Source organism: Weizmannia sp. FSL K6-0777 (assembly GCF_038593185.1).
GTDB classification, from domain to species: domain Bacteria; phylum Bacillota; class Bacilli; order Bacillales; family Bacillaceae_C; genus Weizmannia; species Weizmannia faecalis.
Genome location: NZ_CP151971.1, coordinates 325,485 through 342,113, shown reverse-complemented (window position 1 = coordinate 342,113; position 16,629 = coordinate 325,485). Strand labels below are relative to the sequence as shown.

At 44.1% G+C, this 16,629-nt stretch carries 12 protein-coding genes; 3 read left to right on the top strand and 9 right to left on the bottom strand.

Annotation, left to right across the window (positions count from 1 at the left end):
- Positions 1 to 42: 42 nt before the first annotated feature.
- Entirely contained in the window at positions 43 to 1,212 is a 1,170-nt protein-coding gene (locus tag NST70_RS01680; RefSeq protein WP_014096333.1) for a MalY/PatB family protein, read from the top strand.
- Positions 1,213 to 2,209: 997 nt separating this feature from the next.
- Here NST70_RS01680 and NST70_RS01675 read toward each other — a convergent pair.
- Genes NST70_RS01675 through NST70_RS01665 form a run of 3 tightly spaced genes read right to left on the bottom strand, consistent with a single transcriptional unit; the run spans position 2,210 to position 7,408 of the window.
- Entirely contained in the window at positions 2,210 to 3,343 is a 1,134-nt protein-coding gene (locus NST70_RS01675; RefSeq protein ID WP_035182663.1) for a mannitol-1-phosphate 5-dehydrogenase, read from the bottom strand.
- A 5-nt stretch (positions 3,344 to 3,348) separates the two neighbouring features.
- Positions 3,349 to 5,439: a BglG family transcription antiterminator gene (locus NST70_RS01670; protein ID WP_035182659.1), complete on the bottom strand. Its 2,091-nt coding sequence runs from the start codon at positions 5,437 to 5,439 to the stop codon at positions 3,349 to 3,351.
- 46 nt (positions 5,440 to 5,485) lie between these two features.
- Positions 5,486 to 7,408: a PTS mannitol transporter subunit IICBA gene (locus NST70_RS01665; protein ID WP_035182661.1), complete on the bottom strand. Its 1,923-nt coding sequence runs from the start codon at positions 7,406 to 7,408 to the stop codon at positions 5,486 to 5,488.
- A 723-nt stretch (positions 7,409 to 8,131) separates the two neighbouring features.
- On the opposite strand from NST70_RS01665, the gene NST70_RS01660 reads away from it, so the two are divergent.
- Positions 8,132 to 9,469 carry an IS1380 family transposase gene (locus NST70_RS01660; RefSeq protein WP_080966412.1) on the top strand — a complete coding sequence of 446 codons (1,338 nt, stop codon included), beginning with the start codon at positions 8,132 to 8,134 and terminating at the stop codon, positions 9,467 to 9,469.
- Between the two features lie 243 nt (positions 9,470 to 9,712).
- Here NST70_RS01660 and NST70_RS01655 read toward each other — a convergent pair whose 3' ends face one another.
- The 6 genes from NST70_RS01655 to mvk form a co-directional block, all read right to left on the bottom strand.
- The gene (locus NST70_RS01655; RefSeq protein ID WP_017553215.1) at positions 9,713 to 10,297 is read right to left on the bottom strand and encodes a zeta toxin family protein; all 585 of its coding nucleotides are present in this window, start codon (positions 10,295 to 10,297) and stop codon (positions 9,713 to 9,715) included.
- Complete coding sequence (locus tag NST70_RS01650; RefSeq protein WP_017550691.1) at positions 10,297 to 10,488, bottom strand: hypothetical protein; 192 nt, start codon at positions 10,486 to 10,488, stop codon at positions 10,297 to 10,299. The genes NST70_RS01655 and NST70_RS01650 overlap by 1 nt, the downstream gene beginning before the upstream one ends.
- A 195-nt stretch (positions 10,489 to 10,683) precedes the next feature.
- A complete protein-coding gene (locus NST70_RS01645; protein WP_251459983.1) occupies positions 10,684 to 11,328 on the bottom strand; it encodes an SDR family oxidoreductase in 645 nt (214 codons plus the stop codon).
- Positions 11,329 to 11,476: 148 nt separating this feature from the next.
- Complete coding sequence (locus tag NST70_RS01640; protein WP_251459981.1) at positions 11,477 to 12,577, bottom strand: phosphomevalonate kinase; 1,101 nt, start codon at positions 12,575 to 12,577, stop codon at positions 11,477 to 11,479.
- Positions 12,578 to 12,921: 344 nt separating this feature from the next.
- Positions 12,922 to 13,902, bottom strand: a complete 981-nt coding sequence (gene mvaD, locus NST70_RS01635) for a diphosphomevalonate decarboxylase (RefSeq protein WP_061577367.1) — start codon at positions 13,900 to 13,902, stop codon at positions 12,922 to 12,924.
- Positions 13,903 to 14,387: 485 nt separating this feature from the next.
- Positions 14,388 to 15,332: a mevalonate kinase gene (gene mvk / locus NST70_RS01630; RefSeq protein ID WP_225620944.1), complete on the bottom strand. Its 945-nt coding sequence runs from the start codon at positions 15,330 to 15,332 to the stop codon at positions 14,388 to 14,390.
- A 607-nt stretch (positions 15,333 to 15,939) separates the two neighbouring features.
- Here mvk and NST70_RS01625 point away from each other — a divergent pair.
- Complete coding sequence (locus NST70_RS01625) at positions 15,940 to 16,596, top strand: hypothetical protein (RefSeq protein ID WP_061086638.1); 657 nt, start codon at positions 15,940 to 15,942, stop codon at positions 16,594 to 16,596.
- Positions 16,597 to 16,629 lie beyond the last annotated feature (33 nt).

Sequence of the window (16,629 nt, the reverse complement as noted above, 5' to 3'; positions counted from 1 at the left end):
TTTGTGTGGTAAAATGGGAAGAAGATCAATATCAGGATGGTGATGGTTTTGTTTGATTTTGATACAGTCATTGAGAGAAAAAATACCGCTTCTGTTAAATGGGAGCAGGTCAAACAGGTCTTCGGGGAAGAAGATGTGCTCCCGATGTGGGTGGCCGATATGGATTTCAACCCGCCGTATGAAGTGGCGGAAGCGATTAAAAAGCGGGTTGAACACGAAATCCTCGGATATGCGTTTGTGCCGGATTCCACTGCAGAAGCGATTCAGGCATGGCTGAAAAAGCGCCATAACTGGGACATCCACCCGGCGTGGATCGCGTACTGCACCGGCATTGTGCCGGCAATCAGCACAGCCATTCAGGCATTTACTGAACCGGGCGATAAAGTACTGCTGATGTCTCCGGTGTACCATCCGTTTTTCCATATGGTTGAAAAAAACGGCCGCGTTGTCGTAAACGCGCAGCTGAAGCTTGTGGAAAACCGGTTTGAAATCGACTGGGAGCAGGTTGAAGCGCGGCTAAAAGAAGGGGCAAAGCTGTTTTTAGGCTGCAATCCGCATAATCCGGGCGGGCGCGTCTGGACGAAAGACGAGCTTATGAAAATGGCGGATCTTTGCGCGCAGTATAACTGTTTGTTTTTGTCCGATGAAATCCACTCCGACCTTGTATACCCGCCGCATACCCATGTGCCGGTTGCTTCGCTCGGGGACAAGTACCGCGATATGACCATCACCTGCATTGCGCCGACAAAAACGTTTAATCTAGCCGGGATCAAAGCTTCTGCCGTCATCATTCCGAACCCGGAACTGCGCAAAAAGTTCAAAGATGTGCAGGCGGTAAACGGGACATCTGCCTTGAATACATTTGGCATTGTCGGCATGGAAGCAGCATACCGGCACGGCAGCGAATGGCTGGATGCGCTCCTTGTTTACTTGAAGGAAAATATTGATACAGCGGCACGGTTCATCGCGGAACGCCTGCCGGAAATCCGGGTGATGGAAACAGAAGGTACGTATTTAATGTGGCTCGACTGCCGCACATATGGCCTGGAAGAAGAAGCATTGAAAGACCGTTTATGGAAAAAGGCAAAGCTCGGCGTCGAAATTGGCAGCAAATTCGGCCCTGGCGGAGAAGGCTTTATCCGCATGAACATCGCCTGCCCACGCAAAATTTTGATGGAAGGCTTAAACAGGCTCGAAAAGGCCTTTGCGTAAGGAAAAGGCCGGCCCAAAAGGTTTGGGCCGGCCTAGGTGTTTTTGGGTGCTTGCAATGCGGGATGATGGAGTCTTTATGTTTTTCGCGTCCTTGAGCATGTTCGCAGTCCCCTTGGAAGTTTAACCAATATCCACAAACCTTTCTTTTTCAAGGATTCTAATCACTTGGCTTAGGTCTGGCACAATATCGGAGGTATGTTTTTCATTTTCAAGTTGAGTATTTAAGTCTTTTCTAACTGATACAGGTAATGCGGTGCTGCAACACAACAACACAAAGTCGTAATATATAAATGATTCAATCAAAATATATCTTTGAACAACCTCTGTTTTTCAACAGGATGGACTCAGTAAAATCCAATGGAAACAGGAAGCCCTTCATTTTCTAAGAATATGTTGATTCGCTGTTTTTGATTTGAAAAGGTTTTAATAGATCTTCAAAAATGGATTTGATTGAGTCATCTTCTATAATATTGGCCATATATCTAAACATCATCCAGAATATAATCACGATGGCTTCTAAGCTAGTTTACCAGGGCCGGCAATGGAAATTGAAAGTTACTGGGACCAACAAATGGCTGCTGGCTTTTGCTCGCTTATACAATGCCTTTTCTAGACAATCATGGTAATAGAAAAGCCGAAACAAAGCAGAAAACTTTAAAAATTAAATCATAACGTTTACTTAGTATACCCACAAATACATGAATTAGGGAATATTTACCCATCAAAGCAGCAAAAGTAAATTTATCGAATACTCAGACACCTCTAGATACCTTCTCTTGGGAAAACTACCTATTACCACGATTGTTAGATTTTCGTCACGGATTTGGTATTACCTATATTAATGAACCAAGAAAAACTGGACCCGAATTGGATCCAGCCTAAGTTTAAGTTGACAATTGAATTGAAACTGAAAATGAACTGGATGCATCCCTACTTTCCAGCAGATAGCCTTGATGCCTTATTGTCCAGATACCAACACGAAACAGCAGGTGCCGGCTCATTTTTTATAAAAGCGGGTAACTTCTTCTGCAATTGGATTTTCATGATCCAATTTACAAATATCCTGAAGGACTGCCTGCAATCCTTTTTCTTTCAGCTGCTTTTGCAGTTCGACCGCTTCTGGATCAGTATCGACGTCAAATTTTAAGCAGTAGGCGATGGCCTGGGCAAGATGCGTAAACGGCAGTCCTAATTTTTGTGCTTCTCTTGCCGGCCTTACCAAACGGTCTTCAGGACCCAGTTTGCGGATTGGGGAGCGCCCGACCCTTCTCACATCATCTTTAAAATACTTATTTTGGAAACGTCCCAGAATCTTTTCAATATATTGCTGGTGTTCCGATGGATTTAAACCATACCGTTTAATCAAATAATTGCCGGTTTCTTCAACTGTTGCTTTCACTTTCTGATAGATTTCCGTATCTTCCAATGCTTGATCGATTGTTTCTTTTCCTTCTGCATAGCCGATATAAGCAGTGACAGCATGCCCAGTATTGACCGTAAATAATTTCCGTTCAATATAAGGCTGAATATCAGACACAATCTTCATACCTGTTACTTCAGGAATGCTGTCTTTCGTTTCAACCACCCATTCAAAGTAAGGTTCAACCAAAACATCCAGTAATTTTTCATTATGCTGGGCAGGAACAATACGATCGACCGCACAATTCATAAAAATGACCTGATTTTCCATTTTAGTACGTGTATCTGGATCTAACAGTTTTACAACATGCTCTTTCAATATATCAGTTGCCGAGATTTGGTTTTCACAGGCAATGACATACAGTTTTTCATCTGTTTTCTCTAATCTGCTGGTAATCCCTTTTGCAATTAAAGGAGCAATTCCTGGTAGAATGCTGACGCCGACTGCAGTGGTCACATAAGTTGCTTTTTCAATTGCTTCTACAACAGCCTCAGGATCAGTTTTACTATTAATACCGGATACGTTTGTAATATGTTGAACTTCTTGATGCTCTGCAGCCATATAAACATCATATGACTTCTTACTGTTCAATTCCTGGATAATCTGGTCAGCCACATCTACAAACGTAACATGATATCCTGATTGTGAAAATAGTGCACCGATAAAACCTCTCCCAATGTTTCCTGCTCCAAAATGGACTGCTTGTTTCATGATCATCATTCCTCTAGAATTTTATTTTTTATAAACTGGTAAAAAGATTTTTCCAGTTTTTCGCGAATTAAATGTTCATTGGCAGATGAAAAAATCAAGATGCTTTTATTGTCCTCAATGATCGTTGAGCTCACAAGGCTCATGATCTCTCTTTGGATCGGTGTTAATTCTTCTGGCGCTAAAAGGAGAAGGATATTGCGTACACTCATTGGTTTTTCATCCATTCCCCTTAAAATGAAGGGCGTATCTAAATGCCCCAACTGAAAAGCCAGTTTCTTCACACCTTGATCCTGGCAATGAAAGAGAGCCATATTTGTTCCCGGAATTCCGAGGCCAGCAATTTTTTCGCGTTCCAGCAGCCGCCTATATATCGAATCAACATTTTTTATGATATCTTGCTGAAAGCAGGATTCAACCATCAAACGAATAATACCCCGATAATCTTCTCCGTTTAAACCGGTATAGACTTTAAGATTCCTCAATAAGGTTGATATGCTCGAATACATATATTTCATGTCATCCATTAGATTATCCAATGTTTTGGGTCCAGACAAAAAGTCAGTTTCAATGGGTTTTACGTTTTTTTCTCTAAAATCTTTCTGGTCTGAGTGAATATAGCTATTAATGTACCCCTCAATATTTTTCACATCTTCTTTACTCAATAAGGGATTGACATAAATGTACGTATGTTTTGCCCACGGAAGCCTTACAGTTGAAAATACCAAATCATATTGATCAAGATCCTTTGTCTTCATTTCTTTTATGGATGAAATTTCAATGTTCGTGATGCATGGTATCTCTTTGCGCAGCCGAGTTTCAAGCATTTTAGATGCACCGATTCCAGTCGGACAGACGACTAACGCATGCAGATTAATATTTGACTGTCTTTGTTCCAAGGATGCACCGAAATGCAGAACAATATAGGCGATTTCATCGTCTGGAAAAGACAAATCCTTAAATACCCTCTGTGTAACGTCTGTAATGACTTTGAATAATTTCGGATATTGCTGTTTAATTTGTTCTGTCAAAGGATTATACGACCCAAGATTTTTTCTGATTCTGAAAATTGAAGGCTTTAAATGGGCTAGCAGGCCTTGAAAAAGCGAAAAATCAGAAGTCAAATCAACGTTAATTTTTTGTGAAACCAATTCGATCAAATGTTTAATATTCCTACTTGTGATCACATTGTCGTCATACACTGACTCGGCGCTTTGCACTTTTGAACCCTTAAAATACTCCGCTAAATACTGCTTTTCAAGTTCTGAAATCTCGTTTTTTATTTCATTTTCAATTCTGTGGCAAACTGACTGAACAAACGCAATATCACTTTCCTCAAGATCGCTATGATGGTCTACGTCCTGCAATCTGTAACCCTTACTGTATCTTTGATAAGTGATATAAACTTGTAAAATAAAAGCCATATAATCACTATCTGCCAGATCAATTTTCTTTTCTTCCAGCTCTGTATTGACAGCATTTTGAACTACATTTAAATACGCTGGTTCAAAATAATGAAGAAATAAGCTGTCCGTATACCTAAATCTGTGGTGATCTAGCTGAAATAGGGCTTCTATCAGCTCTTCGTGAAAATGCTGGATAAAAAACTTTCCCAAAGCCTTTCTTTTCGAAGCTTCATTGCCTGAAAGCTGTATACCAAAATTACGTTTCCGAATCAGCATAAGGCCGAATCCTTTCACAAATGCCTGCAAATCATCCAGATAAGAGGCAATTGTCGCTGCGGAAATATCAAGGTCTGAAATCAATGCATGCTGTTTTATCGGTTCTTTCGCTTGCAACAGTTTTATTAGGACTATTAATTTTCGTTGATCAACCGAAAAATCTAATGGACGCATTCTTGACAGACTTTGGGAAAGTTTGAAGATATCCTCATTTTTTCCTTTAATGTATAAGAAGTTATCTTTATTCCTTGAAATTTTCAAGTTATATTCTGATAAAATCTTTTCTATGTTTCTCATGTCCCTGTTCACAGTTCGTTCGCTTACATGAAGTGTACTTGCAAGCGAAGAAACTGTGTGGGTCCCACTCATTTTTAGGAGCAGTTCCAGTATGTTTTTTTCCCTGTTTCGAATAAACATCTGATCAGCCCATTTCTTTTTTCGTGGAACAGCCCTTTTTATATGATTATGAATTAACAGGTTGTTCAGTAATGCTGCCAAAATAGCTTAACAATTCATCGACCGTTTTTGCTTCAGTCATTTTTTTAACTGTTTCTAAATCGGAGCATGTCTCTGCTATTTTCGACAGAATACCTAAATGCTCACCATTCTTTCCGGCAATGCCTATGACCATGCGGACCGTATTCCCATCAAAATCAATTCCCTCCGGAACTTGGATAACTGTAATCCCAGATTTCAAAATTGCCTCTTTTGCTTCATCTGTCCCATGCGGAATAGCAATCTCATTACCGATATAAGTAGATGTAAGTTGTTCACGTTGAATCATCGCATCAATATATGATTCCGTTACATATCCATTATCTACCAAGACACGTCCGGCAAAACGTATTGCTTCTTCTTTGTTTTTAAACGATTGATTTAAAAATACATTTTTTGGAGGCAAAATTTCATTATTTGAATTTTCCTCAACTTCCGGCACTTGGGTTTGATCCTGCTGCGTGACATTGCCACCATTACCTTTCAGTTGTTCAATCAGACGCTCATATTGTGAATTGTCGAGGAAATTGTCCACAGAAACATGGTAAGCATTTGGCGCTTGTTGTTTCGCACGGCTTGTTAATTCTCTTTGAGTGATTACAATTTGCATATCTTTCGGTAGATTGCGGATTGCAGTATTGGTAACTGTAATCGGAAGCCCTTCTTTTTTAACCATTTTTCTTAAGAGAGAAGCCCCCATTGCGCTTGAACCCATACCTGCATCACAAGCAAATACAATCTTCTTTACTTCACTTGGATTCAATTCACCTTGATTATTTGATAATAAGGAAGCAGCTCGGCTTTTTTTACCTTTCATGCTTTCCATTTTTTCAGTTGCTTTTTCCAAATCTTCATCTGTGCTCTTATCCGTTTTCAAAATGAAGAAAGATACTACAAAGGAAACAACCATCGCAACAAGTACATCTGCAATATTAGCGATATAATTCCCTAATGCATGCGGTGTAACCGCCAGAATCGAAATAATGGATCCAGGAGATGCAGGCGCAACCAAACCGCCGTGTAAAGTTACCAAAGTCAGGACACCACTTGCACCACCCAAAATAACAGAGAAAAATAGCAACGGTTTCATTAAGATATAAGGAAAGTATATTTCATGAATCCCGCCAAAGAAGTGGATAATAGCTGCACCAGGCGCAGAACGTTTTGCCGTGCCTTTACCAAATAAGCAATAAGCCAGTAGTACGCCCATCCCTGGACCAGGATTTGCTTCCAGTAAGAACAGGATCGATTTTCCAGTCTCTTTTACTTGTTCAATTCCAAGTGGAGTCAATACCCCATGGTTTATTGCATTGTTTAGGAAAAGAATTTTAGCAGGTTCGATAAAAATGCTGACAAGTGGCAGAATACCGGTATGGATCAACCACTCAACGCCTGCTGCCAACGCTTTCGAAATTTCATCAACGAGAGGACCGACTCCTAAGAAAGCAAGAACAGCTAGAGCTCCTCCAAGTATACCAGCTGAAAAGTTATCAATTAACATTTCAAAACCGGCTTTAACTTTGCCTTCGATCATCTTATCAAATTTTTTGATGATCCAGCCTCCAAGCGGCCCCATAATCATCGCGCCCAAGAACATTGGAATGTCTGTCCCAATAATAACACCCATTGTTGCAATCGCACCTACAACACCGCCACGGTGTTCATAAATCAATTTACCACCTGAATAGCCGATTAAAATCGGAAGAAGATAAGTAACGGTCGGGCTGATCAACTCATTTAGGGTTTTATTAGGAATCCACCCACTAGGATAAAGAAATATAGCTGTAATAAGACCCCAGGCAATGAATGCCCCGATATTTGGCAATACCATCGTGCTAAGAGAGTTTCCCAGCTTTTGGACGGCTACTTTAATACTTTTGCCTTCGCTCATTATAATACCTCCCACAATTGCATATTTATCAAAAACTTTCGTTATAAATCCTATTTAAAGGTTAGAAATTCAACATTCAGCGCGCCGTTTGTTTACGTTTACACAAATTCATTTTAAAAGGAGTTCCTTTATCTTTATTATAGGTTGGGGTGACAACGCATTCAATGATCCATAAATATGATTTTGTCGAAACTACCTTTGACAAATGTTTATTTATACGAAGACCTTGATCCGGTAGTATAGATAGACTGCTTGAACCAATCCGAACTAGGCGTTTGAATATAAGAGGCGGGAGCCTTATCAACTGGAGGGATTGAACTGTTTATAACATGGCACCAAAGTAAGTATAAGTACTTTCCACTTCGTTCATCCCGTATTTGAGCTGGGCTTTTAGGAAATCAACCGTTATACCGTCGAAATCCACTAATGAAGATGAAGCTGGTTGTGGGCTGGCACTCCGTGTCATGTTAGCCCTGTCCTTAGGCATGATCAAAGAAAACCAGGCTGAAAAGTGAGGAGCTTTGTTTCTTAGCCTTTCAACATTCAGGAAAGTATTTTAAAAAGCGCTTGTGGGTAATTGGATTCGTGCGCCTTTTTAGGGTGTGCTTTCTATTTTACCTGAATCCGTGACGAAATTTTCACTTAACGTTAACCCATTCGCATGAAATCTAGTATAATACGCATATCTATTAAATTTAACTCATTCCACATTCAGGTGATATAATGAAAAAGTTAGTGATAGAAGCCACGAAAGAACGAATTGTTGCCCAAAGCGGTTTAGCGATAGTAGGAAATTTACTAAATCTAACGAATTTAGCTTCCAGGTTAAATGCCTATCGACTCCCTGATATTTCCCGAAATCCCGTCTGTTCCAATGCTGATGTAGCCAAATCCTATATTGGCCTGCTTTGCCAAGGAAAAAGTGATTATGACAATATTGAAACCTTCCGCGAAGATGCCTTTTTTGCACTGGCTTTGGATATCCAAAGGGTTCCTTCCAGCCCGACTTTAAGGCAGCGACTGGACCAAGCTGCCTTGACGGAAAAATGGAAAGCGATCTTGCATGAAGAATCGCTGAATCTGATCCGCAATACAAATGCGGAAATTAGCCCAGTTTACGCCAAAGACAAGCCGTATATCCCGGTTGATCTGGATGTCTCCCCTTTTGATAACTCCAAAACAAAAAAAGAAGGAGTGGAAAGAACCTATAAAGGCTGCGACGGTTATGCACCTATGTTCGGTTACATTGGGCAGGAAGGCTACTGCCTGCATGTTGAGATGCGAAAGGGAAATAACCACTGCCAAAAAGGTACGCCGAATTTTATCAAGGAAACCATCCAATCTGCCAGGAGACTAACGGATCAGCCATTGCTTTTCAGGCTTGATTCCGGAAATGACAGCCGGGATAATCTCATCATTTTCTTGGAAGAACATGCAAGCTTTGTTATCAAACGCAATCCTCGTAAGGAAAAAGCAGAAGACTGGCTTCATATTGCCCAAAAATATGGGATCTGCTGTGAAGAACGGGAAGGAAAGAAGGTTTACCTTGGATCCATCCCCGAAACCATTCAATTAAAAGACCAGATACGAACCATCCGAAAAGTCTTTAAAGTGATCGAAAGAACCATCTCAAGAGACGGCCAGATTTTTTTGATTCCCGAATATGAATTTGAAACCTACTGGACAGATCTTGAAGTGCCGCCTCATGTGGTGATCTCTCTCTATCATGACCATGGCACATGCGAACAGTTTCACAGTGAAATTAAATCAGAACTGGATCTGGAACGGTTGCCATCGGGCAAATATGAAACGAATGGCCTTGTGCTCCATTTTGGTGTATTTGCGTATAATTTACTTCGTTTGATCGGACAAGAAAGCTTGAAAAAACAAGATGCACCATTGAAAAAGAAAGCAACACGAAGAAGAATCCGAACTGTCATCCAGAATATGATTACACTGGCTTCAAAGCTTGTTTACCAAGGTCGGCAATGGAAATTAAAAGTGACGGCGACCAACAAATGGTTGCCGACTTTTGCTCGCTTATACGATGCCTTTTACTAGACAACCAGGGTAATAAGCGATAAGAAGAAAAGCCGAAACAAACCAGAAAACTTGCAAAAAAATGGAAATTTGCAGGTTTATGTTTCGTGCCTAAAATAAATGAAATAGGAAAAAATTTACCTACCAAAGTTACAAAGATATATTTTATGAATAATCAGTTACATCTAGAAATCCACACTTGGGAAAACTACCTATTACCGATGTTTGTTAGATTTTCGTCACGGATTCAGGTTATAGTTAATGTCATTTAAATCGTTCCCAGACAGGAAGAGCCCATTTTGGCAAATTACTCTTTTCAAAAGTAATCTGACCATCATTTACTTCCAAAACAATTTCCCCGTTATATAGACTATTGTCGATTAACACAAGATTATCAGCCATAGTGGCATAGTTATGTAGATGTTCAAAAGACGTTTTATTTCGTCTGAGGATATCCTCAGTTGGGATGTCATGCCCACCATTTTTAACTCTCATTGCAACCCGTTCAATATTCTGATTCACATTATTTAGAGCTACGTAAAACATGGTAATTTTATAACCCATCGCTTTTGCTTTCTCCATTTGTCTAATGACATTTCCACCAGCAAGCGTTGTCTCGATAGAAAAATCCTTACCTTCTTGAATGTATTCATTTACTGATTTTATAACTTCTTTTCCCGCTGTTACCCTTTTTGATTCAGGGTTATCCGGATCAATTTTTCTTGCTGTAGCATCCGGATCAATGTTAATATCAATACCAATTTTGTCAATAATTAAGTTTCTTATTGTACTTTTTCCGCTTCCATTATTCCCCGCAAACACATAAAACATGGGGCTATGCTTATGCATTATGACTCACCATTATGCTTTAATGGGACTATATCTCCATTAGGATATTCCTTTACCAACTTGCCGTTTTTCTCGTACACAATATAAGTGTTATTTACTTTTGCATCAATTCTTGCTCGCTCGCCAGTCATCTTGATCCATTTGTCTGCCCAAGCAAATTTTCTTTTTGGAATATGATTTTGCTCTCCCAACTAGAAACACCACCTTCATATAAATCATTGATAACAAATGGATGCTACTGCGCTTCATCCTGCATGGCAAATATTGAAGCAGGGCTTGCTGAATGCATGTATCCAGCAAGCCGAACCTTTATGAAACCCCCTTCTTCTATGAAGCAGGGGGTAAGGGGTTTTTTACAAATCGCTGCTTTTTTGATTTGCCCATTTCTATAAGCGTTTCAGCTCTTCCTCAATCGGTGTATCCCCCGAAACGAGGTCGAATGCTTTCCGGTATGTTTTCGGTTCATCGAGGCTTGCGAGAATGGTGCGTGCGACGTCTTCACGCGGAATGGTGCCGCGTTTTAAGTTTTCCGATGCTTCGATTTTTCCGGTGCCGGGATCGTTCAGCAAACCGCCCGGCCGAATGATCGTATAATTCAGCTTGGTTGACTGGAGCACGCGGTCTGCATAATGCTTGGCAACATAATACGGCTTGATGGCCTCGCTCCAGTTTTCGCGGTGGTGGGCCTGGAGCGCACTCACGATAACAAAACGGCTGATGCCTGCTTTTTCTGCCGCCTCCATCGTTTTCACCGCGCCGTCCAAATCGACAAGTAACGTTTTGTCCGCGCCTGTGTGCCCGCCGGAACCAGCGGTAAACACAATGCAATCGCATCCCTTCGCCGCTTCCGCCAGCTCATCGACAGTGCCTTCCAAATCGGATATGACCGCATCTACCCCTTTTTGCCTGAAAAATTGAACCTGTTCTTCTTTCCGCACCAAGGCGCGCGGAATATGGCGGTCACTTTTTTGTAAAAGGTCCACAAGCATTTTTCCGATCTTTCCGTTTGCGCCTGCAACAAGAACTTTCATCCAATCCATCTCCTTTCGTTTTTTTCTATTATTTCAAAAGGAGTATGAAAAAGCAAATGATTGGGAAAAGTGGGATGATGCTTACTCGACGGTGGAACTTCCGTTGTTTCCACAGAAAAGCAAAAAATCCGCATTTTTTTGCGGATTTTTACTCCATAATGGACACACCTTGTTCTGAAATATGAAGCGCAAGCGGGATAATGCCTGAAGCTTCCCATGCTGCTTTCAACGCGGCAGCTTTTTCCTTCCCTGCTACAAAGGCAATGCCGCAGTCTCCGCCACCCGAGCCCGATGATTTGCCGGCACCGAAACGGCTGGCAATGTCTGCCAGTTGCTTCAATGGCGCTGTTTCAATGGTGGTATGGGCTGCTGCTTCAAGTTTCTGCAAAGCACGCCGGTTTTGCCGGATGTGCTCAAATATGCCAGCCATATCTTGCTGCATGAAACTTTCCACCAGTTTATCCACGGCGGTGGTACTTTCTCGTAAAAATGCCGTGTATGTTTCCGTTGCCGCCTCCCGCAATTTGCCGATGCGCTCCACCATTGGCCCGGTTGCCACCGCTTTTCCGGTCCAACCCGCACAAAAAATGAGGCCCGGCGGCAGTACCAATTTGGAAACGGACAAATACGGCCATTTTTCTGCCAGTAATTCCGAAACTGTGCAGCCCGCTTCCAACCGGGAAAAAATCCAATCCGGCCTGAATGCGGCATATTTTAACATGCCGCCGTACACGGAAGCGGCAAGATCCGCGCCGGACCCGTTGCCCTGTGTTTTCAGATGGGCCACGGCGGCCAGTTTAAAAATGACTTCCTTCGTTTCCGGCAACCCTTGGTGGGCGTGCAAAAGGGCGGTAAGAACGGCAGAAAGAATCGCAGCACTGGAACCGAGCCCGTATTTTTGCCCTGTTGCGGGATCATCCAGTTCACTCGTTACCGTAATGTGAAGCGGGCGGAGCGGAATCGATTTTTCCATAAGCAGCTGGTTAAAAACGGCGAGCGCATTTTGGATAAACCGGAGTTTCGGGTCATCGCGGTCAAAGCGGACTTCCCCGTTCTCCACACGCCACGCTGCATGCGGAATGCCAATCTGCGGCAAAGAAAAAAGGTTTTCCGTGCTTTCTTTTACCTCTATTGTGATGTATCGGTCTACCGCGGCAACCATAGCAGGGCAACCGGGTTCAATGACCGCATATTCGCCGGCAATCATTAGTTTACCCGGCGCCTTTACTTGAAATTGCATCCCGTTCATCTCTTTCAATCCTTTTTAGGTCGGTGACCCGTCAAATCTGCCAGCATCACATCCAATGCCTGCTGCACGCCGCTTTTTTCGACCACGTCTCCCTGGCCAACTAGCGGACGGGGGTTGCATTTCCCGCGTCAAAACAAGTTCCATGGCACTTCCATGCTCGTACGAAAAGGAAGCAGCCCAGAACCCGTTACGGGTATGGTGCCGTTAAATAGCGCGAAACAGCCAGTGCCGCCGAAATGGTTTTTTCAGCCACGGCTGCAGAAGGAAAAACGGCATTTTTTAAAAAGGGCATCATCTGGATGTTTTGGCGCCTTCCTGCCGGGGTTCCAGCGTTTCGAAAAGCATTAAAACGGGCCGTATTGAATGCCCGGACCTGGATGGCAAACCAGCACTTCGCGGACGGACGGGATGGCAGAAAGCGCATGATATACCGTCTCTTCATCTTTTCGTTCGCACAGCACTTTCACATTCGGGCCGGCGTCAATTGTAAAATAAGCTTCAATCCCGCGTTCGCGCAAAAGCGCCACTTCCTGCATGACATCGAGCGTTGCACTTTGCCAGTATAAAAAAGGCGGGTTGGCGCTGATCGTTGTCGCATGCATTTTTAACGCATTTGCTTCAAGCACGCGCCCAAGCATCGTAAAATCGCGCGCTGCAATCGCGGATTTTGCGGCGGCCAAATCTGTTTCCACAGTTTCGAGCCAGGCTTTATAAAACGGCGACGTGCTGACAGTCCGTTTCATCCCTTCCCTGCTCGAAACTTTTTTCTGCTTTGATTCCACCAGGCAGGATAAAATACTGAGATCCCAATCGTCTTCGCTGAGAAGCGGAACCGCGTGTGAATCGGAGCCATCCGCTTTTTCACCTTTTTGCCACTCGACGAAACCGCCGTAGATGCTGCGGCAGGCGGACCCGGAACCTTGGCGCGCCAAGATTGACAGTGTACGCCCGTCCACCTCAAGGCCGAGCGCTTTAACAGCCGCAGCTGCAAGCGCCGCCATACCGGATGCGGAAGAGGCAAGCCCAGCAGCGATCGGCACTTCATTTTGCGATTCTATATAGGCATATCTTTTTTCTCCCGCAAATGCCCTGATCTTATCCATAAAACGAGAAATTTTCGCCGTTTCTGCATCAATGGCCGGTTTTCCGTTCAGAAAAAACACGTCCGCCTTTAAAGCGGAATCAAAAGCCACCTTTGTTGTCGTATAAAACCTGTCCAGCGTAATGGACAGGCTGCTGTTCATCGGGAGAAAAAGCTTTTCGTCCCGTTTCCCCCAGTATTTGATCAGGGCAATATTCGTATGGGCCCTCGCTGTTGCCTCCATCTTTCATCGTCCTTCCAGTAAAAATGCCTTCTTGCTTTGAAAAGGTACTTCCCTGTCAATGCTATTCTCGCTGCCGGACAAAAAGGCTGCCCTGACCAACTATCTCCAAAGGAAAATGCCGCAAACCATTTTATTGCAAGAATCAACTGACCGTGATTCCCCAGCTCAGCAGCTTCGGGGCCCCTTTTCCAGTCGCTTCAAAGGAAATATCTTCTCATGATCCATCCGGCTTTGTCTGGCCAACTGCCTCGAAGGAAAATGCCGCAAACCATTTTATTGCAAAGGGCAACTGCCTGCGATTCCCCAGCCCAGCAGCCGCGGGGCTCCTTTGCCAGCCGCCTCAACGGAAAATGCCTTCTCATGATTCGCCCGGCTTTGAAGCCACGGACCAAAAGAGCTGCCCGCTACAAGCAAAAACAGGGAGCCTCTTTTACATGAAGCATCTCCTGTTTTCGGGGCTGTGCTGCATGATTGCGGAATAACGGTCATCCTTCCAGCGAAAATTGCCATACTTGGGCGGCGCCTGCATTTTGCAGGGCTTGCGCAACTGCTAAAGCCTTTTTCCTGCTTTCGGCGAGCGAAATAATGCAACCACCCCGGCCCGCACCGGTCAGTTTGGCACCGAGTGCGCCGGCTGAGCGTGCTGCAGCGCATAATGCGTTAAGCCCTTCGTCGCTGACACCCAAAACGGAAAGTTGTGCATGTGCTTCATTAAATAATCGGCCGAGATGCAGTCCGTCTTTTTCAATCAATGCCCTTCCCGCTTCGTGCACGATTTCGCCTAAACGGTTGATGGCGGACTCCACCGTTTTCGGGTCAGAACCGCTTTTTTCACGGATGCTCCCGACCGCCATTGCCGTATTATGCACGCGCCCGGAATCGGCGACCACCAGATAAAACGGAAGCGAAAACGGAAGCGGCCGGGCCGCCTTCCCTTTTTCAAACCAGATCGGATCATTGCTGATGACCGCCATCATATCGATGCCACTCGGATTCCCGTGGGCAAAATTCTCAGCAATTTGGACAAACCGTTCGAGTTCCATTTTCGTTAATTGTTTTTCAAAAAAAGCATACAGCCCGCGGACAATGGCAACGGCAACAGCGGCACTCGAGCCAAGCCCGCGCCCGATCGGAATGGTCGACTCCAGTTTAATCGCCAAATTTTCGGCCGGCTTTTTTAACGTACGGAGGATTTCTTTGACACATGCTCTGATTCCGTGAAGCCTTTCCGGCGCTTTATCCAGTGCCCCTTTGTAAAACCGGCAGTCAATGGAGAGCGGGCCTTGTTTTTGGATAACTGCCGTTTCAATTTTCACATGATCGAATGGAAGCGCGATCGCCGGTTGTCCGTAAACAACAGCATGTTCCCCCGCTAAAATTAATTTTCCGTGTGCCGTCCCGGTTGCTGTATTGCCGGGAATTTTCATCATGTTTACCCCTCGCTTTCCCTTGCCAGACCGATGCGCGGTTTTCGGGAAAATTTTTTCAAAAAAGTCCTTCATTGTGCCGGCTCCTTAAACGGTGCCATACAGAAAAAAATCTATGTTATCCAGCGGTGAATGGATCGCTGGCAAATCGTATTCCATCGAGCATCGCCACTTTTCGACAATGCCTATTTTATCGCAACAGGCCGCGGGATGACAATGGTTTGGGCCTTGAGCATATACATAAAAATATGGGCCGGATTCACGAAAGTTCCAAAGAAAACCGGCCGTTGGAAATTTAGCTTATACCGGTACTGATAAAATTGGGTTCGTGCCTTCACCTCTTATGGGCAGCATCCGTCTTTTGCGAGCCGGATGTGGAAAGGTAGTTGTGCCCATTCCCGTTTCTACAGGTGATGAAACGAGAGAATCCCATTTTTAAATCCGTGCCAAAAAATAACCGCTCCTGGTTGTGAGGCTATCCACAAACAGAGCGATCACAGGATTACTTTCACCGTATCGTGATTCCCCGTCCATTCTATCGAAAATTGATCTTATTTGCAATAAAAGCGCAACGATTTGCATATACTGGAAATGATAAGGAGGATGTTTTGTGAAAGTCAGCGTCATACTTCCCGTTTACTATGTGCCGGAACCGGAGCTGGTGCGGGCGCGCTATTTCTTCCTGCGCAACGGAATGCCATTTGAATTTGCGGCAACAGCAAGCGTTTCGCGCGGGTATTTGCCGGTAATGCCGGACGGCTGCTTTGATTTCCGCGCCTTTAAAGGAAAGCATGATTTCGACCATCTGCTTCCTGACGCTGTCCGCGTGCCGCCTGGGTTACAACCGGAAAAAGCGGAACTGCTTGCCGGCGACTTATGCAACCGCGCCCTTTCTTTAAAAGGGTTCGGCCAGATCGGCTATTTGCCGCCGCGCTCAAAGCAGGAAGCGGGCATCACGGTGATTTTGCAAAACCGCACCACAAAGGAGGAGCGGCGGATTCCGGCTGTGATCCGGCTGTTGCCGCAAAGAAGGATGCGCTTTGTTGCTGCCGTTGATATTGCGCTTTTAGCGGACTGGCTTGCATTACAGCAGACGGTGGATCTTTTTCTTGAGGTCAAAGCCGGCACTTTGCTGAAAAAACTCCGCCTTCATGCCGATCCGCATGCGAAACTCGGAAACTATGGCAGATGCGGGGAGCTGTCGGTCACAAAGTATGGGAATGTTTCGATCATCCCGGCTGCGACGGAGCAGCGGAAAAGAGCATGATTTCCATATTTTGGTTTGTTTTATTTCGTGCCT